Origin of the sequence: Rhodococcus sp. 1R11 (assembly GCF_004563845.1) — a bacterium.
GTDB lineage: Bacteria > Actinomycetota > Actinomycetes > Mycobacteriales > Mycobacteriaceae > Rhodococcoides.
The window spans coordinates 192,714-217,095 of the sequence record NZ_SPNG01000009.1 but is presented as its reverse complement, the minus strand read 5'-3'; the positions used below and the strand labels follow the sequence as shown (position 1 = coordinate 217,095).

Below are 24,382 nucleotides of genomic sequence, written 5' to 3'. Positions count from 1 at the left end.
CACTCCGGTCACGCCATCTGCACACCGGCGATTTCGGTGACGCCGCCCTTGCCGTCGAACGACAGCTGCCGAAATGCCACCTTCTCGACGAAGAACCTGTCGTGGCTCACCAGAATCACCGCGCCGGGAAAGGCCATCAGCGCACGTTCGAGTACCTGAGTGCTCTGCAGGTCGAGGTGGTTGGTGGGCTCGTCGAGCACGATGACGCCTGCGCCGAACAACAGGCACTGCGCCAATGCAACTCGTGCCTTCTGGCCTCCGGACAGAACGCCGATCTTCGACTTGAGATCCATCTCGGAGAACTGCAACAACGTGAGGAAGCGGTGTACTTCTTTCTTGGTTGCTGTCAGCGCGAGACTGCCCGGCATCGCGTTGACCGAGTGCGACACGGTGTCGTCGAGATCGAGATCGGCGAGCACCTGGTTGTAGTAGATGAACGACGGTGCCTTGGTCTTCCATTTGATCTTGCCACTGTCGGGGTGCTCGGCACCGACGAGGATGTCGACCAACGTGGTCTTTCCGCATCCATTGGGTCCGGTGATGGCGATACGGTCGCCGCGATGCACGGTGAACGAGATGTTCTCGAAGAGTCGTTGGTCGCCATAGCTTTTCGAGATTCCCGTGATCTCCGCTAGGTTGTCGTGCACATGCAAACCGCCGTAGATGGCGGTGACCACCGTGTCGACAGGTCGTGGACTCTTGCTCTTCTTGATGTTCGCCAGTCGACGTTTGAGCACGCCGCTGGGGTTCTTCACTGCTTCCTTGCGATCACTGATCGCTTCTTGCTCGTAGGCCAGCAGCTGTTGTTCGTTGCTGAACTCACGTTCGAGGTTCTTGAGTCGAAACTGCTTCTGCTGCACGTATTCCGAGTAGCTACCGTCGTAGGTCTGCAGGTGATGATTCTCGATTTCGACGATGCTGGTGACGACCTGCTCGAGGAATGCGCGGTCGTGCGAGACAACGAGAAGAGCACCACGGAAGTCTCGTAGCCACCGTTCGAGCCACGCGATTCCGGCAACATCGAGGAAGTTCGTCGGCTCGTCGAGGAGCAGGACGTCGGGGGCCTCGATGAGAATCTTGGCCAACGCAGCGCGGTTGCGCCAACCACCGGACAGCCGATCGACGGGGAGCTCCCGTCGTTCGGCGTTGAATCCGAGCATCGACAGCACCGTGTCGATCTGCTGGTGGTAGGTCCAACCGCCGCTGTTCTCCATGGCGTCGAGCAGTTCGGCTTGGCGATCGACGAGCTTGTATATCTGCTTCTCGTCCAGGTTACCGCCCAATGCGGCCTCGACCTCGGCCAACTCGGTCTCGATTGCGTGGACCGCCCCGAACAGCGATTCGAGCTCCGCTTGAATGCTGCGATCGCCGTCGAGTTCGGAGAACTGCGAGAAATACCCGATGCGAGCGCCCTCGGTGACGTCGACGGTTCCGGAATCGGGTGTCTCACGCCCGAGGAGAAGCTGTAGCAGGGTGGTCTTGCCTGTTCCGTTGCGGCCGATCAGACCGATGCGATCGCCGTCGGCGAGACGAAAGAACACCTCACGCAACATCACCTTCTGGTCGTATCCCTTGGCAACGTCGTACAAGCGAATCCAGCTCAAGCGTCCACTCCTGTAAAGCACGGGGTTCGCTGAGTCGTCGAACCGACTCGCTCACTCTAGTCGCGTATGTGCGAACGCTCCGCGTCGCCGATCAGGTCGACGAGCCGCGGATCAGCTCCCGGACTCGAATCACCGACGCCGATCGGCGTCATACTTCGCGATCAGAGGAGCGGATCTCCCACGGGCACACTTATCGCCCGGTGATTGTCGCAAGTGAATCGTTCGGCGGAGACACGACGACTGGATCGCGTCCGGACCACAGGTCGAGCACTGCCTTGGGGCGCGCCAACAACTCTCGCGCGTAGTTGCGCACCACGGCCAGCGTGTTGCAGTCGATGCAGTCGGCAGTCACGCCGTCGACCTCCAGATCCATGTCCTCGCACAGCGCCACGGCACGGGAGACATGAAGGGGTTGACTGATAATGAGTCCACGTTCGACGCCGAACGTCTCTTTCGCGCGGGCGCACGTGTCGTAGGTATCGATGCCGTGGTCGTCACCAATGATGACGTCAGGGTCGATTCCATGCTCGATCAGGTACTCGGTCATGGCCTGAATCTCGTTGCCGGAGTTGCCGTCTGCGTCTCCGGAGACAAGGATTGCCTTGATCTTTCCTGCGTCCATCAATTGGATGGCGGTGTCGAGCCGACCGGCGAGAAAGCGCATCGGCTTGCCGTCGCGCACCTGGGCACCGAGAACGATCCCTACCGGCGCGTCCGGTGCGTCGTCGACGTCGTAGACCTTGCCCGCCGTCGCGTACGCAACCCATCCGGCCGACGCCAGAACGACCGCGACCAGCGCTGCGACAACAGCGCACATCGCTTGTAGTAGTCGCCGAACCAGTCCTCGAGGCTTTGCTGTCGTACTCATGATCTCGTTTCGTCGGCTGCGGAAAACTCAACGTAGCTCACGAAATCGGCGAACCGTCGATCGCGCAGCGCACCCTCATCGATTCCACAGTGAACCCTCAGAAGAACCCTGCCCGTCGCGGCGATTGTCGGACGAGTACCGTCTTACCAGTGAATCCGCTGCTGACCTCTCGACGCTACGTCGACTTGCGTCTGCAAGCCAGCGCTACCTGTTGACGGTCCTCTAGACCGCAACCTCTCCGTCGGGCACATCGTCCCGATGAGCACTCTCTCGCCCACCTCTGTCGGCGTCTCTTCTTTTCGAAAGGCATCACCATGTCTGCGCCCAGCGCTACCCGTACGCGCCGTGTCCCTACCTGGGCAACCGCGTTCGGTCCACAAATCGTTGCCGGTCTCGTACTCGGTGTCGTGTTCGGGCTGATCGCTCGATCGATGCCCGACGCGGCCGACGGCAACGAAAACTGGTTGGTCGGTACCCTCTCGACCATCGGTTCGAGCTACGTCAAGCTGCTTACCGTCGCGGTCATTCCGCTGGTCTTCACGGCCATCGTCAGTTCCATCGCCAATCTTCGTGAAGTCACGAATGCTGCGCGTCTGGCTATCCAGACGTTGTGGTGGTTCGCCATCACGGCGTTCATCGCAGTGATCATCGGCATCGTCATCGGTCTGGTCGCTCAGCCCGGATCGCGGACCAGTGCTGGGGCGGACTCGGCAGGAGATCCGTCCAGCGTCGGGTCTTGGTGGTCGTTCCTCACCGGTTTGGTGCCGAACAACTTCCTTGCGCTCGGCGCGAAGACCACGGTTGCCGAGAGCGGTACCGCGACCACGTCGTTGAGCTTCAACATCCTGCAGTTGCTGGTGATCGCCGCAGCCATCGGCATCGCAGCACTCAAGGTCGGCAAGAAGGCCGAACCGTTCCTGGCCTTCAACGCGTCACTCCTTGCGATCGTGCAGAAGGTGTTGTGGTGGATCATTCGCCTCGCGCCGATCGGCACGGCTGCTCTGATCGGCAATGCTGTGGCCACCTACGGCTGGGACGCGATCGGTTCGCTCGGGGTGTTCACCGTCTCGATCTACGTCGGCCTCGCTGTCGTGTTCTTCGTGGTGTACCCGTTGATCGTTCGTGCACATGGTCTTTCGGTGCGCGCCTTCTACTCGGGCGTGTGGCCCGCGACGCAGCTCGGTTTCGTCTCGCGGTCGTCGATCGGCACTCTGCCTCTCACCGAGCGTGTCACCGAACGCAACCTCGGCGTGCCGCGTGAGTACGCCTCGTTCGCGGTACCGCTCGGGGCGACGACGAAGATGGATGGTTGCGCGGCAATCTATCCCGCGATCGCAGCACTGTTCGTCGCGCAGTTCTACGGTATCGACCTGACCATCACCGACTACCTGCTGATCATCGTCGTGTCTGTGATCGGTTCAGCTGCAACAGCAGGAACGACAGGCGCGACGGTGATGCTGACTCTTACACTGTCGACCTTGGGACTGCCTCTCGCCGGCGTCGGCTTGCTGCTCGCAGTGGAACCGATCGTCGACATGGGCCGTACCGCGGTCAACGTCACCGGCCAGGCTCTGGTGCCGACCATCGTCGCCAAGCGCGAAGGCATCCTGAATCTCGAGCGCTACAACGCTCCGCGAAACGGCGATCCCTTCGTCGACGAGGAAGCCGAAGTGGAACTGGCTCGCTAGCAAGACGTCTCGAACGATCGATCCCGACGACCAGGTAACTGGGTCGTCGGGATTTTTCGTCTATCGCGGAGGCGACAGTGCTTCGACCGATGCCGCGGTGGCACCGTCCACGGCCTCGACACTCGCGAAATAGTGTCGAAAGAACTCGCGCATGGTCTTGATGATCTCGATCTGCTGCTTGATCACAAAGCGAGCGGAGCCTTCATCTCCCGTTGCCAACCGCGTGAACTTCGCCTGAAGCTGTTTGGCCGAGTCCAGGTCACCCCAGGACTCAGGCCAAGCGAGGGAGGCGGTCATCTCCAGCATGCGATCGAGCTTTACCAGGTACTCGGTGCACGCAGCGTCGCACCGTTCTGCAACTCCTGATTCGAGCTCGAGTTCACCCGCCGCGGCTCGGTCTCGAAGACTCCGCCAGTGGTCCAGATTTTGATTCAAACCGTATGGCTCCAAGGTAGTCAGCACCCTTCTGATTCACTTCGGCAAATACGCATCGAAGTCGACCGCGTGTCGGTTGACCTCGGCGCAGGGTTCACCTTCGAGATCTCGCGAACCCTTCTTCTGCAGGTCGAGCACGATCAGACCGTCGGCTGTTCCGAGAGCAACAGCGCAACCCAGGGATTTCAATTCGTCTGCGTGCCGCAGTTGGACTGCGGTGCGACCCATGAGACTCACCTCCGCACCACGCACGAACGAAGGACTGAGCAGTAGTTCGTCAATGGATTCCAAGGAAGACAACACGGCGACGTAATACCAGCCGTTGAGCGCGGCGCCATCCCAAGTACAGCCCTTCCATCCGGGGTACGTCGTGATTCCTGCGAAGTCCGGCCGCTCAGTACTCACGTCCAAGCCGCTTGCTGTCACCGCAGATTTCGGGATAGTGCATGGATCGAATGGCTCTCGTGGGCCCGGTGCCGCTACCGCCGACGTCGAGGTGTCCTCGCTCGCGACCGGGCTTCCATTCGTCGAGCCGGCGCATCCCGTCAGCAACAGCACCGCGCTGCACGCCACAGCAATTCGACGTCCAGACATCACACGCATTCGTTCAACCTCTCGACGCCGACGGCACTGACAGGTTGGACGCACGCAACGCGCGATCGGTTCCCTAGGCGGGCTGCGAGGCCTCGATCTCCTGTGACTTCACGGAAGCAGGACTCCAACGTTCGGCTGCCCACACCCACAAGGCCAGCGAGATCAAAGCGATCACTTCGGCAACGACGAGTACCCGCTCCACGTATCCGAGTGTGACCACCCGATACCAAGGTCGCGTGCCGACGGCACCGACAACGAGTGCGTATGCGATCGGCAGCAGCGTGCAGATGGACAGCACGCTCAGCCACAGTGTCGTTCGTGCCCGGACAGTCCATGGCCCCTGCCGAATCCAGGGTCGCGAGAACGCGAAGACCGCGACGGGGATGCTGACGAACGCCACTGCCGCACCGAGTCGATGGATCGTCCCGCCGAGGCTCAGTGACGCGTCGTTCGACCAATCCTGCTTCGGCACGGCGACAACGGCAACAAGGCCGATAGTCCACAGCATCAGACACAAGGACGCTACCGAGGTGGGTCGGGTGAGCCGTTGTCGCACCGCGGCCAGCAGAGTGAAAGCAGAACCCCACGCGAGCAGGACGACCCCGATCGAGAACACCCACTGCTCTGCGCCGAGTCCGTATTCACTGATCGTGCGCCGAAGGTGCGAAGGCGTTTGCAATGCAGTGTGAGCATCGAGAACCAGAACGACCAGCGCTCCCAACACGATCGACACGGTGCCGACCTCGGCCGGACGAATCGACACGAAGACCCCTCTCACGGACGACGTCGGTCGCGTCCGACCTCCATGGTGCCCGAACCGTTGCTCGAATCCCCTTGGATCGTTGTGCGCGGAAAGTCGGTCTCTGCTACGAATTTCCGCGCACATGCGGCGAAGCCGCTCTACTCGGGAACAGAGCTGACGGTGAACGGCTCGACGGGTTCTCCCCCACGCTTGTCGAACTGACTGTTCACCACGAGCAGCCGATCATCGACTGCTGCAACGGTGGTGGGGTAGGCGAACGATGCGTCGGTGATCTCGCCTGTGACCGCGCCGGTCCTGCCGTCATCGTCGAGATCGACCTTCGAGATCAGACCGTCCCGATTGCGGACGACGTACAGCGTGTCGTCGTCCATCTCCATCCCGTCGCCGTTCATGAGCGTTGCTCCGCCGAGATCGACCTGTGTGACCTCCTTGGAAGTCTTGTCGATTCGATACAGGTTGCCGGTGCTCGACTGCACGACGATCAACGCCGATTCATTGTCGTTCTCGACGATGCCGTTGGCATTGAAGCCCTCACCATATGCGAACGGAGTGCCGTCGAAACTCACGAACGTTTCCAAAGGAGCGTCCTGCGTCCCAGCCACGATCTGATCGAAAGGAATGCGGTACAGCGCCGGGCTGCGTGAGTCCGTCACAAAAGTATCGCCGTTGTCGGCAATCGCAACGTCGTTGAGGAACGTCGCGTCGGTGCCGAGACCGTTGGTGAACGTGGCCACCAGATCACCGGAATTGGCGTCGTACACCCACACCTTGCCTGTCGCTCCACCGGCGATCACCAAGTAATCGGGCCGATCGTCGTCATCGGTGACATCGATCCCGGCAGCACCCGTGCGTCCGTCCCCGCCGCCGGGCAGGAACACCGATACATCCGGCGATCCCACGGTTCCGCGGAACACGGCACCGTCGGACGTGGACGTCACGTAGAACGTGTCGTCGGCGGCGGTGATGCCTTCGGGGAACACTCCTGTGCCCGGCAGGTTGTAGACGCCGGCGTTCGATGGGCCGGATGAGGCCGACACGGACGACGACGCCGGAGCTGACGGTTGAGTGGGAGCGGAAGCGGGGGTCGGCTCCGGATCGGAGGACCCGCAGGCACCCAGCACAAGTGTGGCGGCGGCAACAACGGGCAGTACCTGGAGGGCTCGTTTCACCCTCGCAAGTGTTCCATATGTCTCAATTTCTTGGCATTTCTCCTGGTGAGCAGATTTTCGGTCGAGACGTTTCGTACAGTCGTAGTCATGAGTGAGCTCTCCACCCTTGCCGCGACCAGCACTGAACTCGGCGGAATCGCCGGGTGGGCGGTGAGTTTGATGGAGGCGATCGGCGGTCCCGGTGCCGGTATTGCCGTCGCTGCCGAGAACTTCTTCCCGCCGCTACCCAGCGAGATCATCCTGCCGTTGGCCGGCTTCACCGCATCTCAGGGCGGGATGACGCTCTTCGGTGCATTGTTCTGGACGACGGCGGGATCGGTGCTCGGCGCTCTGGTTCTCTACTGGCTGGGCATCAAACTCGGACGTGACCGGATGTACGCCATTGTCGAGAAGATGCCGTTCGTCGGAACCGAGGATCTGACGAAGGCCGAGGACTGGTTCACCAGACACGGTCGGTCGGCGGTGTTCTTCGGCCGCATGATCCCGGTGGTTCGCTCGGGCATCTCGATTCCGGCCGGTGTGTCACGGATGCCGGTACTGCAGTTCACGTTGTACACCACGCTCGGCAGCCTGATCTGGAACTCGATCTTTGTGCTGGCCGGATACTTCCTCGGCGAGAACTGGCACTACGTGGAGAACTACGCCTCCGTGTTCCAGTACATCGTCATCGGCATCGTTGTGGCGCTGATCGCGTGGTTCGTGGTGAAGAAAATGAAGTCGAGGCGCGTCGAGGTTCAGTGAACCTCACAGATCGTCGATATCGATGAGGCCGTCCTGCAGAGCCCTCGCCAACAGCGCGGCTTTGGTGGGTGCCGTGCGCCCCACCGCGGAGTACTTTGCTCGGATCCGGGACAAGTGGGTGTTCACGGTCCCCATCGACAGATAGAGCGCCCGCGACGCCTCCGACTTCGAATCGGACACCAGCCACGTGGTGAGCACTTCGATTTCGCGAGCGCTGAGCCGCGGATCGGGCGTTTCGCCGATGTGGATGTCGAGAACTGTCATGGAGATCCTTGATTTTCGGGTGTCTCCGTTGTCCCGGCGGCACGAACACAGCACATGACACCGCACTCTCTCCGCTAGGTCACTCCGACTGATGACCGAGGTCGCTCTCACCCGAGAGTGAATACTGTCACCGGCACCGTCACGGTCGGTCTCCACCTCGGTAAAGTCCGTCCCCATGAACGAGCTCGACGCGACTGCCACCCATTTCGTCGAGGCGGCCGTCACATTGTTGGTCGCGGATCCTCGACGAATTCTCGACCGCGGTATGCGCATCGAGGACGTCGTCCACGGATCCGACTCGTCGACAGCGACGTTCTTCCGCAAGTTCAGCACCAAGGCCGACTTTCTCGACAAGGTGGTCGAGCAGCTGGCCCGGACCTCGCTGCCCACCGACGTCCACGAAACACTTCGCAGCCAGGTGACGAACAACGGTGCATCGATTCGCGCGACGGTGTCGGCGCTCGTTGCGCTTCACTTTCCGGCACTCGTCGACCGGAAGAGCATCACCGAGTCTCTTCTGGACCACGTTTTCAGCGGGCCTTCTTCTCCGACACTCGCCAGCGCTTACCGCGTCCGAGACGAAGCCGTACTGGGCGCGTTCGAGGCACTGTTCGACCCGGACGGTGGGGCCTTTCGCCGTCCCTTCACAGCCCGAACGTTCGCAGTGACGGTCAACGCAATCATCGATGGATTTCGCCTCCGCAGTCAGGCGGACGCCGCGTCCGTATCGGCCGAGGTGATGTCCGACGCGGTGCTTGCCTTTCTCGGGGCCGTCGTCGACACGTCCGGTCGTCATCAGCACCTCGACGACGTGGGAGAAGTCGGTTCACCGGTCGAGGAACGCCCACTCCCTCGCGATCCGCGTGCTGCGATCGTCACCGCGGCGCGCGACGAGTTCGGAAAGCGCGGCTACTTCATGACCCGTATGGACGACGTCGCCGACATCGCAGGAGTGCCGAGGGCGGCCTGCAAGACGCTGTTTCCGACCAAGCCGTCCATCATCGTGGCAGCACTGCAGAATCGAGTCGATCGTCTTCGCGAGTCGGTAGCCGACGACGAGCTACTGGGCTTGGACGAGCTGGCGATTCTCCGACATCACATGCTGCGGTGCGCGCAGCTCGCCGCAGACGAACTCGAATTCATGGACGCTCTCCTCGTCGCCGTCGCACACGACACGTACGGCGAGCCGGAGGGATTGATCTCGATCAAGGAGAAACTCAACCTGCCGGCGATCATCGCCCCGGTCATCGCGCGGGGGCAGGACAGCGGGATATTCCGAAAAGGCTCGAGCTCAATCGATCTCGCAGCAGGCATCACCAATACGCTGCTGATGCGATGCTTCACACGACGACAGAACAGCCCGCAGGACAACGCGAAGTTCGTTGCTGAACTTCTCCTCGACGGTCTCGGTGTGCACTGAGCATCGACCGAGTGCGTGTCATCGGACCCGCCGGATGCCGTCCGCGAAGTCGTCGAGCGCGGCAAGGATCTCCTCGGCCTGCCACACCCTGTTTCGTCGCCCCTTCGACGTCTGGTGCAAAATTCCCACCTCGGTCAGCTTGTCGATTGCCCGCTGAGACGCAATCTCGCTGACGGCGAATGTGTTTCGTACGTAGCCGTTGTCGACGACCGGTTGCGCCACCAGAGCGTCGAGGAGTTTCCACACAACCGAGTCGCTGCGTGCGACGACGCGATCGGTGTACTCGGTTCTGACGTCGGCCAGCTCGTCTACCAATCGCCGCCCACCTTCGACGGCGTGGAGCGTGGCAGCGGTGAGGCTTCGCACGATCGCCTCGACATCCCCGGCGCGGTAGGCATCCAGACTTCGGAAGTAGCCTGCGGTGTCCGTGAGGAGCCCAGCAGACAGTGGAACCGTCACTCGCTCCGTCACTTCCGCCCTACGCAGCATCGCGTGGACTATGGCTCGGCCCGTTCGCCCGTTTCCGTCCGTGAACGGGTGGAGCGTCTCGAATTGCGCATGCGTGACGGCGATATGCGGGATGACGGGCAAGTCCGAACGAGCTGCGAACTCGAACAGGTCGGCAAGTGCACCCGGAAGCCGGTCGTGGTGCGGTGGAACGAAAGCGGCACGGTGCGGGCCTATGTCCGATCCCCCGATCCAGACTTGCTGAGTTCGCCATTGCCCTGGGAACGGATCGCCGTTGGACTCCATCAGCGATCGGTGCATCTGAAGCACGCTTGCTTCTCCGATCGATGATCCGACCTCGAGTGCTGCTTCCATCGCGCGGACGTTTCCCGACACGATCGAGGCATTCCGTGTTGTGGGCGAACCCAATTCGGCGAGTGCGAGCGCCCTGGCTCCCACGGTCAGATTCTCGATCTGCGAGGACGCCGAGCTTTCCGTCCGCAACAGAATCGAACTCATGGGTGCAAGTTCCACCGACGAACCGAGCCGCTCAGAGGCATAGTGGTCGAATCGAACGACCTCACGGAGGGCGTCCTCCGACTCCGCGATCAGCTGCGCAGGCAGGTTCAGCTCTACCCCTGCAATACGCGGCGGTACAGCTGCTCGATAGTCACCCTGATGCAGCCCCCTCTGGGCGCGCGACGTGTACGAATCGGCGACACGCCACGGCCGGCTCTCGAACTCCACCGCAGGCCAGGATGCACCGGCCTCACCGTCTGCCATTATGCGACCATACCAAACCTTATTTGTATATAGTTTGGTATGGCCCGCTGAACCGCACGATCGGCACGCTCGGACAGTATCGAGATGAAGGTCGACTCCGCCGATGGCAGCTACCTTTTACAGTCAGGCTCGAAGCTGGCCATTGTGCAGCCGCTCCCCTGAGTCAGTCGTTCGGAACGCGGTACCGGCCGCCTCTGACGATAAATACCGTGTAACCCAGAACGGCCAACATGTAGAGCCCCGTCGGGACCGCAAGAACCCACACGTTGGCCCCGTCATCCGCCGTCGTACCCGCAACGCCGCCAAACCAGGCCAACAGCAAATTGGTTGAAACACCGATCCAGTCGAGGTCCTCGGGAACTTTTCGATTCAATGCAGGTCGGTTCTCGGCTGCGGTCCAGTAGTCGTGCATGCGTCGAGTCGGGAGATTCACGTACTGAGCCGGCAATTTCGGGAACCACCATCGAACGCTCGCGAACAGCCCGATCAGCAGAAATCCGATGCCGCCCATCGTGAGGAGGAAAGAGAGCTTCGAGTCCATCCGATCCACCTGACCGGATCCGTCGTAATGAGCAGGAATCTCGTCGCTCGCGGTGACGGCGACCCACACGAGGCTACCGACGAAGATGAGACTGGACAGCAGTAGGGCAGCGCGCGAAAGCTCCATCCCAGTTCACTTTAATGCCTTCGGCAGTGGTGTGGTGCTGAGCCTCTGGGTCGCTCCGCAGGCTATGCTCCGGTGCCACAGACGGCACCTATCCGCACCACTGCCGGAGGCATCGATGCCCAACAACGAGTTCGGAGACTTTCAGACTCCGATCGAGTTGGCGCGCGCGTTGGTCGACGCCCTGCCTCGTCGCGAATGGACCCGCGTCCTGGAACCCACCTGTGGTGTCGGGAACTTCCTGTCGGTGATGGCCCGGACTCACCCTGAAACAGAGCGCGTCGGGATCGAGGTGCAGCCCGAGTATGCCTCGTCAGCAGCACAATTCGGCAGGATCATCACAGCGTCGATCTTCGACTTCGATATGGCCCGAGATATCGAGTGGAGTTCGGGGCCCGGCCCGACCCTTGTGGTCGGAAACCCACCGTGGGTGACCAACTCGCAACTGTCGGTGCTCGATTCCGCCAATCGACCCGCACGCACGAACACGAAGAACGCCCGCGGCATCGACGCCATCACCGGCAGCTCCAACTTCGATATCGCAGAGTTCATTTGGATCAAGTTGCTCACCGACTTCGCAGATCGCCCGGCGACCATCGCGATGATCTGCAAGACCCAGGTAGCTCGAAACGTTCTGCTGCACTGCGCTCGACAACAGCTTCCGATTACGGGTTCGAGCCTACGAATGATCGATGCGAAGAAGTGGTTCGACGCAGGGGTCGACGCCTGCTGGTTCATTGTGGAACTCGGGCCGGGTCAGACCGACTACACCGCACAGACATATCCGAGCATCGATGCGGCGCAGCCGGACAACCGAATCGGAGCGGTCGACGGCCGACTGGTGGCGAACGTCGATGCATATCAGCGCAGCAAGCACTTCGACGGCACCAGCCCTCTGGTGTGGCGACAAGGCATCAAGCACGACGCCACCGCGGTGATGGAGTTGGCTGAGAACGGCGGCCCACGAACCAAACTGGGAATCGGCGTGGACATCGAAGCCGACTACCTGTTCCCACTCTTCAAGTGCACCGATGTCTACCGCGACAAGCTGGACTCGGTGTCCAGGTGGATGATCGTGCCGCAGTCGCATACCGGCGACGACACCGAGCAGTTGGCGCACACCGCACCGAAGTTGTGGGCATACCTCAACGCCAACGCCGCGGCACTCGACGGGCGCAAGTCGTCGATCTATCGCAACAGAGCCCGGTTCTGCATTTTCGGTGTAGGCCAGTACTCGTTCGCGCCCTACAAGATTGCGATCTCCGGGTTCCACAAGATTCCACAGTTCAGGATGGTCGGTCCCTACGACGGCAAACCAGCGGTGTTCGACGACGCCACCTACCTGCTTCCGTTCGAGGACCCCGCAGCCTGCTCCGTCGCCCACGCGTTACTGACCGGGCCCGAAGCTACCGATCTCATTGCTGCTCTGGCCTTCTGGGACAGCAAGCGGCCCGTGACGAAGAAGCTGCTGCAACGCATCGATCTCGCGACGGTCGCCCGGGCGACCGACCCCGTCGTACTGAGTGAGCGTTCCGCAGCGGCGGCAGCTGCGCACGGTCTGGTGTTCGAGGCAGCATCGCTCACTCGTGCGGTCGATCTCGCGAGGGGACTTCCACTGTGACTGCCGATCCGCCTCAACGACAACCCGTTCCGGAATTGGTCCTCTTTTTCATCGGTGGTGGCATGTTCGTAGTGGCTACCATCGTGAAGTGGGATTGGCTGCTCATAGGGTCCATTTTCTTGGGCGTATTCGCCGGTTTCGCAGCGTTGATCTCGACCCGACTGTCCCGCCTGAACCGCCGAATCATCGCACTGCTCACGATCCTCGGACTTGTCCTGACGGGTATCGGTGCCGCCTACATGGTCAAGGACGCATCGGAACCCGTTATCTTCTCACTTGGGGGCCTCATCTACCCCGGAGGCAGCCTCGCACTGTCCGGCATCATCAACCTGCTGTCAGACCTCATACAGAAGTCGCGCCGAGGCAGTGGAGACGTCACAGATCGGTCTTGATCGTTTCGGCCAATCGGTCGAGGTAGTCGGCGTTGCGTTTGTAGTGCACCCACGGCCCTATTTTGGTGCTCGTCACCAGGTGGGCGCGTTGTAGCACCGCCATGTATTGCGAGGCAGTCGACTGCGAGACGCCTGCTCTGGATTGAATGTGTTTGAGGCACACCCCTACCTCTTCGGCCGGTTCGAGCTGCGGGGGAAAATCGCTCGGATCCTTGAGCCATTGCATTATCGCCAATCGCGCCGGGTTGCTGAGAGCACCGAACACTGCCGCAAGCTCCGCAGGTTCCAGTTCGTCAGCCACCCCCGAAGCGTACTCCAATATCGCAATATCGCGATCTGTGGTCTACTTACCCGGGCATCGCAATATCGCGATATCCAGATAGGGAGAAGACGATGAAGACAGCAGTAGTCGTGGGGGCCAACGGCGTGATCGGCGGAAATCTGGTCGAACACCTACAGCGGACCGGGGATTGGAAGATCATTGGGCTGTCCCGCCGCGGCGGTATCGACATCGAACGCGTCCAGCACATTGCGGTGGACCTGCTCGACGGCGACGAGACTCGACGCCGGCTCTCGCACCTGACGGACGTCACGCACATCTTCTACGCCGCGTATCAGGAACGCCCCACGTGGGCCGAGCTGGTGCCTCCCAATCTGGCGATGCTCGTCAACGTGATCACCGTGATCGAGGACAGTTCTCCCGATCTGGAACACGTCAGCCTGATGCAGGGCTACAAGGTGTACGGCGCGCATCTGGGCCCGTTCAAAACCCCTGCGCGCGAATCCGATCCACCGCACATGCCGCCCGAGTTCAACGTCGACCAACAACAGTTCCTCGAAAGCCGTCAGCTCGGAAAGAGGTGGTCCTGGTCGGCTGTCCGGCCATCCGTGGTGTGCGGTGTAGCGCTGGGGAATCCGATGAATCTGGCCACCGTCATCGCTGTCTACGCCACCATGTGCAAGAAACTGGGCGTGCCCATGCGGTTCCCGGGCAAGCCCGGTGCTTTCGGATCTCTGCTGGAAATGACCGATGCGTCGTTGCTCGCCGAAGCGACCGTCTGGGCCGCAACCACGCCCGCGTGCGCGAACCAGGCCTTCAACATCACCAACGGAGACCTGTTCCGCTGGAACGACATGTGGCCGCGCATCGCGGACATCTTCGGGTTGGATACCGCCGCCCCACTGCCGATGTCGCTGGCCGACGTCATGGCCGACAAAGAGCCACTGTGGGATTCGATCGTTGCCGAACACGAATTGAAGCCCACTCCCTACCGCGATGTGTCATCCTGGGCGTTCGGTGACTTCGTGTTCTCCTGGGACTACGACGTCATATCCGACGGCTCCAAGGCCCGCCGCATGGGTTTTCATCGTTTCGTGGACACCGAGGCGATGTTCGCCGGCATCGTCGCAGATCTCCGGCAGCAGCGAATCATTCCCTGAGCGAATCGGGCTCGGTGGTTCCGCACCCCGGGAGCTGTGGAGGCATAGGCTTTTCGACGCACGCCCCCGACAAGGAGATCGCCATGTCAGTGAAGTCCGAATCGACGTCCACTCGGCACGTGATGCCCAAGAAGCAACTTCTCGCAGTCAGCATCGGCAATGCCGTGGAGTGGTACGACTGGACCGTATACGCGACATTCTCGATCTACTTCGCCACCCAGATCTTCTCCGGCGACAACCCGGCACTGGCTCTGTTGAGCACCTTGGCGACATACTCGGTGGCCTTCTTCTTCAGGCCGCTCGGGGGCTTGCTGATCGGACGTTTCTCCGATCTGAAGGGGCGACGTCAGGCAATGATCCTGACGATCGCGATGATGTCGGGTGGATCATTCGCGATTGCGGCCCTCCCCACATTCTCCGTCGCAGGGTGGATCGCTCCGGTTCTGCTGTTGCTGGCCAGGATCGTTCAGGGCATGTCGATGGGCGGTGAAGTCTCCAACGCGTCCGCCTACCTCGCCGAGATCGCCCCGAACAACAGGCGGGGCCGATACTCGTCCTTCTATTACATCTCCACCGGCACAGCGATTCTCCTTGCCTCGCTGCTGGGCGCGTACCTGACCTTCGTGCTCGACGACGACCAACTGAGCTCGTGGGGCTGGCGATTACCGTTCGCCATCGGCGGACTGCTCGGAGTAGTGGGGCTGTGGATGCGCCGCGGCATGGCCGAAGCCGACAACCAGGAGCGCAACGCCGTGAAGGCGAAGGCCGTGCGAAACCCGTTGTGGATGACCATGAAGCACCATCCTCGTGCCGTCCTGCAAGTCGTGGGATTCGTCCTCCTCGCCACTCTCGCCTACTACACGTTCTTCTCCGCGATGACGCCGTACGCCGTCAAGCAGCGCGGAGCGGAGGCAAACGACGTGTTCGTGGCCTTATCGATCGCGACAGCGATGTTCGTCGCGCTGCAGTACCCCATGGGCGCTCTCGCGGACCGCATCGGCCGAAAACCGCAATTGCTCACCTACGCTGCACTGTTCGCGATTCTGATCATCCCGCTCTCCAAGCTGATCGGGCCGTCGTTCGTCAAACTGCTGATCGTCTTCTGCGTCGGCCTGCTGCTGTTCGCGATGTGCTCGGCCATCATTCCTGCCGTTCTGGCCGAAGCCTTCCCGGCAGAGCTTCGAGGTGTAGGTATCGGGGCCTGGTACAACCTCACGGTTGCGTTGTTCGGTGGCACCGCTCCCCTACTGGTCAATGCCTTGTCCGACGCAGGCCACGCCGACTGGTTCTTCTACTATCTCGCTGCAGCAGCCGTGATCTCGTTCCTGACGATGGTGTGGATGCCCGAGAAGCGTGGCCAGAACCTGGATTGATTCTCGGCGACACTACGATCGGATGGCACACCGTCCGAGGCCGTAGGAGAGTCGATGCACGCGTTCGACACAGCAGTCGCACTCCAGAGTGTCGGTGAGGGCACGTACGCCGGACGGACGTCGCCCCCGTACAACAACATGGTCGGCCCGTTCGGCGGAATCACTGCTGCGACGTTCATCCGTGCCATCGAGCTCCATCCCGAATGCCAGGGAACACCGGTCTCGCTGACAGTGAATTTCGCCGGACCGGTTGCCGAGGGTGATTTCGAGATCTCCGCCCGCCCGGTGCGGACCAACCGAAGCAACCAACACTGGTATCTCGAACTGACTCAGAACGGTTCGGTGGCGACGACTGCGACGGCGGTGTTCGGTTCACGTCGTGAGACCTGGGACGACATCGAGGCGACGGTCCCTGACGTTCCGTCCCCCGCCGATACGAACCAGGGCGGTCTTCCCGACGCCATCGCGTGGGCGCAGAATTACGAGATGCGCTTCGTGAAAGGCGCGCTGAGCGATCAGGAGTCCACCGACTCGACCGAGACTCTGTGGATCCGCGATACACCACCGCGGCCGATGGACTTCGCGGCCCTGACCTCGATGACGGACGTGTTCTACCCACGAATCTTTCAGCGACTGGGCAAGTACGTTCCGGCCGGGACGATTACCCTGACGACCCACTACTTCGCTACGCCCGAGGATCTCGAGCAGCACTCCGGCGGCTACGTCCTCGGCACCGCGCGGGCCCGCCGATTTCACCGGGGATACTTCGACCAGACTGCCGAGCTGTGGACCGAGGGCGGGATTTTGCTGGCCACCAGTCACCAGGTGGTCTATTACAAGGTGTGACCCACCGAGGATTGTTCCGACAACCGCCGGACGGCACCCTGAGCACCGTTGTCCTGCAGCGAACGCTTCGCCCGCTGGTAGGCCCCGCGTAGACGCGGACTGTTCGAGAGATCCCCGAACACCGCTCGATTGGTCAAGAACGCTCCCGGGTTGTCGTGGTCTTCCCACGACAACCGCCGCAGACGCTCCGCATCGGCGTCGATCATCGGAACGTCCCCGCGCTCGTACACACCGCACCACCCGGCGAGTATCAACGCGCAATGATCGACGGTCCGATCGTGTGCCAACCGATCTCGCAGTACAGGCAGCACGAATTTCGGGATTCGCGCGGAGGCGTCGACGATCTGACGTTCGAGGGTGTCTCGTACGGCAAGACTCGAGAACCGTTGCAGCAGTTGCTCGATATAGGCGTCGAGGTCGATTCCCGGTACCGGCGCGAGCGTCGGGGCAGCCTCCGCACGCATGTACGACGCGACGAATTCGCGCATGTCCGGATCCGCCATCACCTCGTGGACGTGGGTGTACCCGGCCAGGATGCCGAGGTAGCTCATGGCCTGGTGGGATCCATTGAGCAGCCGAAGTTTCATGTGCTCGTACGGTGCGACATCGGTGACGAGTTGCACTCCTACTTCGTCGAACGGTGGCCGCCCGAACGAGAAGGTGTCTTCGAGTACCCACTGCGAGAACGATTCCGATTGAACCGGCCAGCGGTCGTCTATGCCGAAGTCACGTCGAGCATCCTCGATGACGGTGGGCGTCGTGGCCGGGGTGATGCGGTCGACCATCGAATTGGGGAACGCGGTCGTGGCATCGATCCAGTCGGCCAAGTCGCTGTCGTGGTGGCGCGCGAAGGACGTCAGCGCGGTGCGAGTGACCGCTCCGTTGTGGACGATGTTGTCGCACGACATCACGGTGAACGGCGGGACTCCGTGGAATCGACGGGTGGCGAGAGCCACGGTCAGAAAACCGAAGACGCTCGTCGGTGTGGAGAGATCCTCGAGATCCGCCAGCACCGACGGATCGGTGGGCTCGAACGCTCCCGTCAGATCGTCGACGCCGTAACCGCCTTCGGTGATGGTCAGGGACACGATCATCGTGGACGGTGAACTGAGCACATCGATGACGGCCTGCGGATCGTCGGGTGCGAAAACGAAATCGGCGACGGAGCCGACAATTCGGGCCTCACGTATGCCGTCGGGGTCGACGGTCACGAGTGTGTAGAGGTAGTCCTGGTCGTCGAGGACCTCTCCGATTCTCTTGTCCTGGGGCAGTACTCCCACCCCGCACAGCGCCCAGTCCAGGTGCCCGGCCGCGAGCAATCTGTCGAAGTAGACCGCCTGATGTGCGCGATGAAACGCACCGACACCGAAATGAACCACACCGCAGTGCAGTTCGTCCGCGTCGTACGCGGGCCTCGCGACGGTCGCCGGTAGGTGTTCCAACGTGGTGCGACGAAGCTCGGTCATGACTTCGGTCCTCGAGTCGGCTGAAGATGAAACGGACGTGGTGAGCGGTGGCACTCCCGGGCAGGTTCTGCCACCAGGAGCACCACCGCAGTTCAGGGGTGAATCAGCAGGACGACTTGTAGACGTACTGTGCGCCTTCGCCGTCGATGTTGTCGGCGGTGATGACGTGGAAACCGGTGGAGATCTCGGCGGTGACCGGCTTGTCGTCGATGGCCGCCATGGCCTGCTCGACGCCATCGGTGCCGATGGTGCCGGGCTGCTGAGCGATCAGGGCCTGCACCGTTCCCTCACGAAGCTGCTTGACCTGCGCCGGGCCCGCATCGAAGCCGACGATCTTGACCTGATCCTGCTTGCCTGCCTGCCGAACTCCGGTTGCGGTGCCTTCGGCCGCAAAGGTGTTGGCAGCGAAGATGCCGACGATGTCGGGGTCCTTGGCCAGTGCGGCCGAGACCAGCCGGGCGGCTTCGGCCGGATCGTTGTGGCTGTACTGCACGCCCAGGTAATCGAAGGCCGAGTTCGCTCCGACGGCTTCCTCGAAGCCTTCCACTCGGGCGTCGGCGGTGGAGACTCCTGGATCGGTCGAGATCACCAGCACCTTGCCGCCTGCCGGGCTGAGCCGCTCGATGGCGCTGAATGCCTCTGCGCCACCGCCCTTGTTGTCGGACGAGATGGAGGAGACCGCAATGGACGGATCTTCGAGAGTGGTGTCGACGAGGACGACCTTGATGCCGGCCTTCGAGGCTGCCTCGAGGGGTGCCTGCATGGCGGCGACGTCGGTGGGCGCGATGAGAATGGCCGACGGCCGTGATGCCACAACCGAATCCACGATCGGCTTCTGCAGCGTCGGGTCGAACTTCACCGGCCCCTGGGTGTCGACGGTGACGCCTGCATCCTTGGCTGCGGCCTCGATTCCGCACTGCATGCTGATGTAGAACTCGTCGCCGCTGACGCCCTGGATGAAGGCGATCTTGCCGCTGCCGCCACCGCTTCCGGAGTCGGACGAACAACCCGCCAGGAACATGGCGGAGACCGAAGCGACACTCAGTGCAACGACGGCGGTGCGTGATGTGATCATGGTCGACTTTCTTGTAAGGGGTTGCGAGTGAGGGAGTTCAGGGCCGGTCCGAAGCTAGGGACTTCGAGACCAGAGTCTCTTGAGTGAGCTGGGCGATTGGCCTCGGCTTGCGGCGTCGCGTCGACGTTGGTCGAAGTACACCGCGGCGATGAGAACCGCACCGACGGCGACCTGCTGCCAGAAGGGCTGTACTCCGACGATGACGAAGCCGTTCTGCAGTACGGCCGGAATGAACAATCCGACGACGGTGCCGAACATGGTGCCGATGCCGCCGAAGAGGCTCGTTCCACCGATGACCACTGCCGCAATGACATTGAGGTTGGTCTGGGACTGGCCGGCGATCGCGGTGGTGCCGTACTGGGACAACGACAGTATGCCCGCCAATCCGGCGAGCGTGCCGGAGAGTGCGTAGATCTTGACCAGATGCATGTCCACCTTGATGCCGACGCGGCGAGCGGACTGTTCCTTGGACCCGACGGCGAAGGTGTAGAGGCCGAACTTGGTGCGGTGCAGAACGATTCCGAAGATGACGACCAGCACCAAGGCGATGCTCGAGATCAACGGGATGGTGGTGGCAGGCAGGTTTCCGTAGCCGATCGTATCGACGAGAACCGGTGGTACGTCGCGGATGTCGACGCCGCCGGTGATGACCTGCGACAGACCGAGCGCCCCGCCCAGTGTGCCGAGTGTGACGATCAGCGGAGGCACTTTCGCCTTACCGATCAGAAATCCGTTCAGCAGGCCCCAGCACAGGCCGCATCCCAGCGCCACCACGATGCCGACGGCCGCCACTCCCCAGCCGTCGCCGCCGATCGCGGCCATCGTCTTCGCCGACACCACGCCGGAGAAGACGAGCACCGAGCCGACCGAGAGGTCGATGCCGCTGGTGACGATCACGAACGTCATGCCGATACCGAGAACGGCCAGGATGGAGACGTTCTGGATGATCTGCCGGATGTTGCCCCATTCGGGGAAGCTGCCGGGGGCCATGATCGAGAACACCAGGCAGATCGCTGCCAGAACCAGCACGATCTGAAAGACCTGGACTCGCGCCAACTTTCCGAGAGACTCGACGAGATCGAACGTGTGCCGTGACGGCCTGTCGCCGGGAGGCAACGGTTCGAGCGATGGGGAGATGGTCTGGTTGCTCATCGTGTTGCTCCGGTGGTTGCGCCGGTCATCGCACCGACGAGTTCTTCCATGGTCGTGTTCTTGGCGTCGAGGGTGGCCACGCGCTTGCCCATCCGCAGCACCTGGACCCGGTCGGCTACTTCCATCACGTGGGGCATGGAGTGGCTGATGAACACCACGGCCACTCCCCTGTCGGCAACCCGGCGGATGGTGTCGAGGACGTTGCGCGTCTGCACCACACCGAGGGCGGCGGTCGGTTCGTCGAGAAAGACGACGCCCTTGGCCCAGGCGACGGCACGCGCGATGGCGATGGCCTGTTGCTGGCCGCCGGACATCGATCCCACCGGGACGGTGAGGCTGCGGACGGTGGCACCGAGTTCGTCGAGCGCATCCTGTGATTGCTTGCGCATCGTGGAGACGTCGAGGAAACCGAGACGGCCGAGCGGCCCTTTGGCCGGCAGTTCGCGTCCGAGAAACATGTTCTGTTGCGCGTTGAGATGCGGAGCGAGCGCGAGATCCTGGAACACCGTCTCGATTCCGAGCTCTGCCGCCACCGTCGGACTGTCGAGATCGACTGCTGTGCCGTCGAACAGGATCTCTCCGGTGTCGACGGCCAGGCTGCCCGAAAGAGCCTTGACCATCGTTGACTTGCCTGCGCCGTTGTCGCCGATGAGGGCGACGACCTCACCCGGGTAGATGTCGAAGTCGGCGTCGTCGAGGGCGCGCACGTTTCCGAAGCTCCTCGACAATCCCCTCGCTTCGAGGATCGGTGTCGCAGCAGGTGCAACGGTGGCCATGGGTACTCCTCGGTCGAATGGAAACGTTCGGGTGTGGGACAGGACGCCCCCGCCGACGCCGGTGCAGCACGGTTCGAGAACTGGGCCTGCGCGGCATGTCGAGCTCCCTGCGGGGCTCGCTGTGTTAACGAGTGTGACCCACACAACTCGCATTGTCACGTGTTTCGCGAAAATTCATGTCACCGGTGACATGGCCTGTCGGCCCGGCAATCATTCCGCCGCAGTACGAGGCCGATATCCGACCACGGAGTACCGTCTCTGAACTGGACAAATGGACGATCTACACCGTTTTCGCGACGGGAACGACGCGCTGCGGTACCGTCCATGACACCGATGACATACGCGTCCACTCCCGGACGGATGACACCGATGACATGACCACTCGGAACAGTGAAGGTAGACCCCCCATGGCGAAGTTCGACGGCCGCAAGATCTTGGTGACAGGTGCCAGCGGAGGCATCGGCTCGGCAACCGTTCGGCGATTGGTGGCCGACGGTGCCGACGTCGTCGCGGCGGGCCAGTCGGTGGACGCGCTGGACAAGCTGGCCGACGAGACCGGGGCAACGCCCCTGGCGTTCGATCTGACGTCCGAGGACAGTGTTCGCGACGCCGTCGCGGGCCTCGAGCTGTACGGCGTCGTCAACTGCGCCGGATTCGGCGGCGAGATCGCCACGCCTCAGGACACCGACATCTCGATCTTCGACAAGGTCATCGCCATCAATGCGCGCGGCGCACTGTTGGTCATCAAGTACACCGTGCCGGCCATGATCGCCGCGGGCACCGGAGCCATCGTCAACGTCTCGAGCCAGGCCAGTCTCGTCGCTCTGACCGGACACATCTCCTACGGATCCTCGAAAGCGGCCTTGGACAACATCACTCGGGTCTCCGCACTCGAACTCGGTCGCCACGGCATCCGCGTGAACGGTGTGAACCCGACGGTCGTCATGACGGAGATGTCTGCGTTCTACTGGGGTCGCCCGGAGATCGAGGAGCCGTTCCTGGCGCAGATGCCGCTGGGACGCTGGGCCACCGAAGACGAGATTGCCGCGCCGATTGCCTTCTTGCTGAGCGATGATGCTTCCATGGTGACCGGAGTGTCGTTGCCGGTGGACGGCGGCTACACCAGTCGCTGACGGGACGAGGACGAGCAGACGGGGTAGATCATGACCACCATGCAAGACGTCGCGGCACTGGCCAAGGTCAGTGCCAAGACCGTCTCACGGGTGTACAACAACGACCCGCACGTCGATCCCGATACTCGTGCCCGCGTTGCCGAAGCGCTCGAGTCGCTCAACTATGTGCCGAACACGATGGCGACCTCCTTTCGCAACGGCCAGACGGCGGCCATCGGTGTCGCCGTACCGGACATCGACGACCCCTTCTTCTCCTCCATCGCACGCGCCGTGGAGGAACGGGCCCGCCAGGACGACATGGCAGTTCTCGTCACCAGCCTCGGTCACGACGGAGATCAGGAACAGGCTTTGGTGGAGTCACTGCTGCGGAGGCAGTTGAGCGGCTTGATCATTGCGCCGACGGGTGCAGACCACGCATATCTGGAGCGCTGGATCGACAAGACACCGACGGTGTTCGTCGACCGCGCACCCGACGGCCTCAAAGCCGACAGCTTCGTCGACGACGATCACGGCGGGGCGGTGTTGGCCACCGATCATCTGCTCGATCTGGGTCATACCCGCATCGCCGTGATCGGCGACAGTGCCGGGATCCCGACCAGCCGCAATCGATTGGCCGGATATCGAGAGTCATTGCAGGCGCGGGGAATCGAGTTCGACGAGGCACTTGTCGCTCTGGGTGTGCTGGACCGCGGGGATGCGCGTGTGGCACTGACCGACTTGACTGCACTCGACAGTCCGCCCACCGCACTGTTTCTGTCGAACGCGCGAGTGGCGATGGCCTGCGTGCCCGTTCTACAGCAGATGAATTTGCTGCATCTGGCGTTCGTCGGATTCGGCGACTTTCCCCTCGCCGATGCAGTGATGCCACCGGTGACGGTGATCGATCAGAACCCGGCTCGGCTCGGCCATCTGGCCATCGAACGACTGTTGGGTCGAATCGAGAATCCTGGACGTCGTTTCAAACGACGCAACATCCTCGGCGTCGAGCTCATCGAGCGCGAATCCTGCACTCCCGGAACCACTCACACCATCAGCTGAGCCCGAGTTCTCGGGCCACGAGATCGGCTTGCTGCGCGGTCGTCAGTTCGGCGTCGACGCGCAGGTGCGGGATGCGCGGCGTCCGAGCGGGCGGATCCACCGGCCGGTGGGCATCGCGATCCGCCCCACGAGCGGCCCGGCGTCGCGCCAGGAGCTCCGGCGATCCGTCGACGTGGATCACCTTCGTTGCAGCAGGGGACAATTCGTTCACCAGGAGCGTCCATTCGCGCGCGCCCGTCAATTCGCGGGTGAAGGGCGCAACGAGGACGGGTCGTTGACCGAGCTGTACGAGATCCCGAGCAGCGGCGCGCACCACGGCGTAGCGCCCGGCGCGAATCCGCTCCGAATGTGGACCGGCACTGTTCCAGTGCGGGCCTTCGATCAGCGAATCCAGTTCGTCCAGTAGCGGATTGGTGAGGGTGTCGAGGTCGAGCAGGGCCGTACCGAGACGGCGCGCCAGCTCTCTACCCAGCGTCGTTTTGCCACTGCCCGCCGCGCCGGCAACCACCAGGACCGGTAGAGATTCCCGTTCGATTCCGAGGACGTCTTGACAGACACGATGCATAGCGGGAATCATACAAGACAACGTTGTCTCGCATACGTGCTACGGCGACACACTTCCTCCGATCG

At 62.2% G+C, this 24,382-nt stretch carries 25 protein-coding genes; 10 read left to right on the top strand and 15 right to left on the bottom strand.

What is annotated here, in order from left to right:
- Positions 1-8: 8 nt before the first annotated feature.
- Both E4P29_RS17270 and E4P29_RS17265 read right to left on the bottom strand, forming a co-directional pair.
- Complete coding sequence (locus E4P29_RS17270) at positions 9-1,604, bottom strand: ABC-F family ATP-binding cassette domain-containing protein (protein ID WP_245154378.1); 1,596 nt, start codon at positions 1,602-1,604, stop codon at positions 9-11.
- Positions 1,605-1,794: 190 nt separating this feature from the next.
- On the bottom strand, positions 1,795-2,472 hold the full coding sequence (locus E4P29_RS17265; protein WP_135046419.1) for an ElyC/SanA/YdcF family protein: 678 nt from the start codon (positions 2,470-2,472) through the stop codon (positions 1,795-1,797).
- A gap of 314 nt (positions 2,473-2,786) precedes the next feature.
- Between E4P29_RS17265 and E4P29_RS17260 the strand changes: the two genes are divergently transcribed.
- Positions 2,787-4,160, top strand: a complete 1,374-nt coding sequence (locus tag E4P29_RS17260) for a dicarboxylate/amino acid:cation symporter (protein ID WP_027497711.1) — start codon at positions 2,787-2,789, stop codon at positions 4,158-4,160.
- 60 nt (positions 4,161-4,220) lie between these two features.
- Here E4P29_RS17260 and E4P29_RS17255 read toward each other — a convergent pair whose 3' ends face one another.
- The 4 genes from E4P29_RS17255 to E4P29_RS17240 all read right to left on the bottom strand — a co-directional run bounded on the left by E4P29_RS17255 (position 4,221) and on the right by E4P29_RS17240 (position 7,121).
- Positions 4,221-4,466, bottom strand: coding sequence for a hypothetical protein (locus tag E4P29_RS17255; RefSeq protein ID WP_135046418.1), 246 nt, complete (start codon positions 4,464-4,466; stop codon positions 4,221-4,223).
- Between the two features lie 165 nt (positions 4,467-4,631).
- A complete protein-coding gene (locus E4P29_RS17250) occupies positions 4,632-5,189 on the bottom strand; it encodes a DUF3558 domain-containing protein (protein ID WP_245154383.1) in 558 nt (185 codons plus the stop codon).
- Between the two features lie 73 nt (positions 5,190-5,262).
- A complete protein-coding gene (locus tag E4P29_RS17245; RefSeq protein WP_245154377.1) occupies positions 5,263-5,952 on the bottom strand; it encodes a DUF998 domain-containing protein in 690 nt (229 codons plus the stop codon).
- Positions 5,953-6,089: 137 nt separating this feature from the next.
- Positions 6,090-7,121 (bottom strand): superoxide dismutase, encoded by a 1,032-nt coding sequence (locus E4P29_RS17240; protein ID WP_135046415.1) that lies wholly within the window; start codon positions 7,119-7,121, stop codon positions 6,090-6,092.
- A gap of 87 nt (positions 7,122-7,208) precedes the next feature.
- Between E4P29_RS17240 and E4P29_RS17235 the strand changes: the two genes are divergently transcribed.
- Complete coding sequence (locus tag E4P29_RS17235; RefSeq protein ID WP_135046414.1) at positions 7,209-7,862, top strand: DedA family protein; 654 nt, start codon at positions 7,209-7,211, stop codon at positions 7,860-7,862.
- Between the two features lie 3 nt (positions 7,863-7,865).
- Here the strand turns inward: E4P29_RS17235 and E4P29_RS17230 are convergent, their stop codons facing one another.
- Positions 7,866-8,126 carry a LuxR C-terminal-related transcriptional regulator gene (locus E4P29_RS17230; RefSeq protein WP_135046413.1) on the bottom strand — a complete coding sequence of 87 codons (261 nt, stop codon included), beginning with the start codon at positions 8,124-8,126 and terminating at the stop codon, positions 7,866-7,868.
- Between the two features lie 175 nt (positions 8,127-8,301).
- On the opposite strand from E4P29_RS17230, the gene E4P29_RS17225 reads away from it, so the two are divergent.
- Entirely contained in the window at positions 8,302-9,546 is a 1,245-nt protein-coding gene (locus E4P29_RS17225; protein WP_135046412.1) for a TetR family transcriptional regulator C-terminal domain-containing protein, read from the top strand.
- 18 nt (positions 9,547-9,564) lie between these two features.
- On the opposite strand, the gene E4P29_RS17220 is transcribed toward E4P29_RS17225, so the two are convergent.
- Both E4P29_RS17220 and E4P29_RS17215 read right to left on the bottom strand, forming a co-directional pair.
- Positions 9,565-10,776 (bottom strand): Fic family protein, encoded by a 1,212-nt coding sequence (locus E4P29_RS17220; RefSeq protein ID WP_135046411.1) that lies wholly within the window; start codon positions 10,774-10,776, stop codon positions 9,565-9,567.
- A gap of 163 nt (positions 10,777-10,939) precedes the next feature.
- Entirely contained in the window at positions 10,940-11,443 is a 504-nt protein-coding gene (locus E4P29_RS17215; RefSeq protein ID WP_135046410.1) for a DUF1648 domain-containing protein, read from the bottom strand.
- A 115-nt stretch (positions 11,444-11,558) separates the two neighbouring features.
- On the opposite strand from E4P29_RS17215, the gene E4P29_RS17210 reads away from it, so the two are divergent.
- Both E4P29_RS17210 and E4P29_RS17205 read left to right on the top strand, forming a co-directional pair.
- Positions 11,559-13,061 (top strand): SAM-dependent methyltransferase, encoded by a 1,503-nt coding sequence (locus E4P29_RS17210; protein ID WP_135046409.1) that lies wholly within the window; start codon positions 11,559-11,561, stop codon positions 13,059-13,061.
- A 62-nt stretch (positions 13,062-13,123) separates the two neighbouring features.
- The gene (locus E4P29_RS17205) at positions 13,124-13,453 is read left to right on the top strand and encodes a hypothetical protein (RefSeq protein ID WP_135046408.1); all 330 of its coding nucleotides are present in this window, start codon (positions 13,124-13,126) and stop codon (positions 13,451-13,453) included.
- Here the strand turns inward: E4P29_RS17205 and E4P29_RS17200 are convergent.
- Positions 13,437-13,754 (bottom strand): helix-turn-helix transcriptional regulator, encoded by a 318-nt coding sequence (locus E4P29_RS17200; protein WP_135046407.1) that lies wholly within the window; start codon positions 13,752-13,754, stop codon positions 13,437-13,439. The genes E4P29_RS17205 and E4P29_RS17200 overlap by 17 nt on opposite strands.
- 92 nt (positions 13,755-13,846) lie before the next feature.
- Here E4P29_RS17200 and E4P29_RS17195 point away from each other — a divergent pair, with 92 nt between their 5' ends.
- The 3 genes from E4P29_RS17195 to E4P29_RS17185 all read left to right on the top strand — a co-directional run bounded on the left by E4P29_RS17195 (position 13,847) and on the right by E4P29_RS17185 (position 17,112).
- Positions 13,847-14,893, top strand: coding sequence for an SDR family oxidoreductase (locus E4P29_RS17195; RefSeq protein ID WP_135046406.1), 1,047 nt, complete (start codon positions 13,847-13,849; stop codon positions 14,891-14,893).
- Between the two features lie 83 nt (positions 14,894-14,976).
- Positions 14,977-16,266: an MFS transporter gene (locus E4P29_RS17190; protein WP_135046405.1), complete on the top strand. Its 1,290-nt coding sequence runs from the start codon at positions 14,977-14,979 to the stop codon at positions 16,264-16,266.
- Between the two features lie 54 nt (positions 16,267-16,320).
- Positions 16,321-17,112, top strand: a complete 792-nt coding sequence (locus E4P29_RS17185; protein WP_135046404.1) for a thioesterase family protein — start codon at positions 16,321-16,323, stop codon at positions 17,110-17,112.
- On the opposite strand, the gene E4P29_RS17180 is transcribed toward E4P29_RS17185, so the two are convergent.
- From E4P29_RS17180 to E4P29_RS17165, 4 genes are all read right to left on the bottom strand, one after another.
- Positions 17,100-18,578, bottom strand: coding sequence for a mannitol dehydrogenase family protein (locus E4P29_RS17180; protein WP_135046403.1), 1,479 nt, complete (start codon positions 18,576-18,578; stop codon positions 17,100-17,102). The two genes, E4P29_RS17185 and E4P29_RS17180, sit on opposite strands and share 13 nt — an antisense overlap.
- Before the next feature lie 103 nt (positions 18,579-18,681).
- Entirely contained in the window at positions 18,682-19,653 is a 972-nt protein-coding gene (locus E4P29_RS17175; RefSeq protein ID WP_032368947.1) for an ABC transporter substrate-binding protein, read from the bottom strand.
- Between the two features lie 54 nt (positions 19,654-19,707).
- Positions 19,708-20,805 (bottom strand): ABC transporter permease, encoded by a 1,098-nt coding sequence (locus E4P29_RS17170; RefSeq protein ID WP_032364378.1) that lies wholly within the window; start codon positions 20,803-20,805, stop codon positions 19,708-19,710.
- Positions 20,802-21,581 (bottom strand): ATP-binding cassette domain-containing protein, encoded by a 780-nt coding sequence (locus E4P29_RS17165; protein ID WP_032364377.1) that lies wholly within the window; start codon positions 21,579-21,581, stop codon positions 20,802-20,804. The genes E4P29_RS17170 and E4P29_RS17165 overlap by 4 nt, the downstream gene beginning before the upstream one ends.
- 407 nt (positions 21,582-21,988) lie before the next feature.
- On the opposite strand from E4P29_RS17165, the gene E4P29_RS17160 reads away from it, so the two are divergent.
- On the top strand, positions 21,989-22,714 hold the full coding sequence (locus E4P29_RS17160; RefSeq protein ID WP_027497731.1) for an SDR family oxidoreductase: 726 nt from the start codon (positions 21,989-21,991) through the stop codon (positions 22,712-22,714).
- Positions 22,715-22,744: 30 nt separating this feature from the next.
- On the top strand, positions 22,745-23,752 hold the full coding sequence (locus E4P29_RS17155; RefSeq protein ID WP_135046402.1) for a LacI family DNA-binding transcriptional regulator: 1,008 nt from the start codon (positions 22,745-22,747) through the stop codon (positions 23,750-23,752).
- Here E4P29_RS17155 and E4P29_RS17150 read toward each other — a convergent pair.
- The gene (locus E4P29_RS17150; RefSeq protein ID WP_167735521.1) at positions 23,745-24,317 is read right to left on the bottom strand and encodes an AAA family ATPase; all 573 of its coding nucleotides are present in this window, start codon (positions 24,315-24,317) and stop codon (positions 23,745-23,747) included. The two genes, E4P29_RS17155 and E4P29_RS17150, sit on opposite strands and share 8 nt — an antisense overlap.
- Positions 24,318-24,382: the final 65 nt, after the last annotated feature.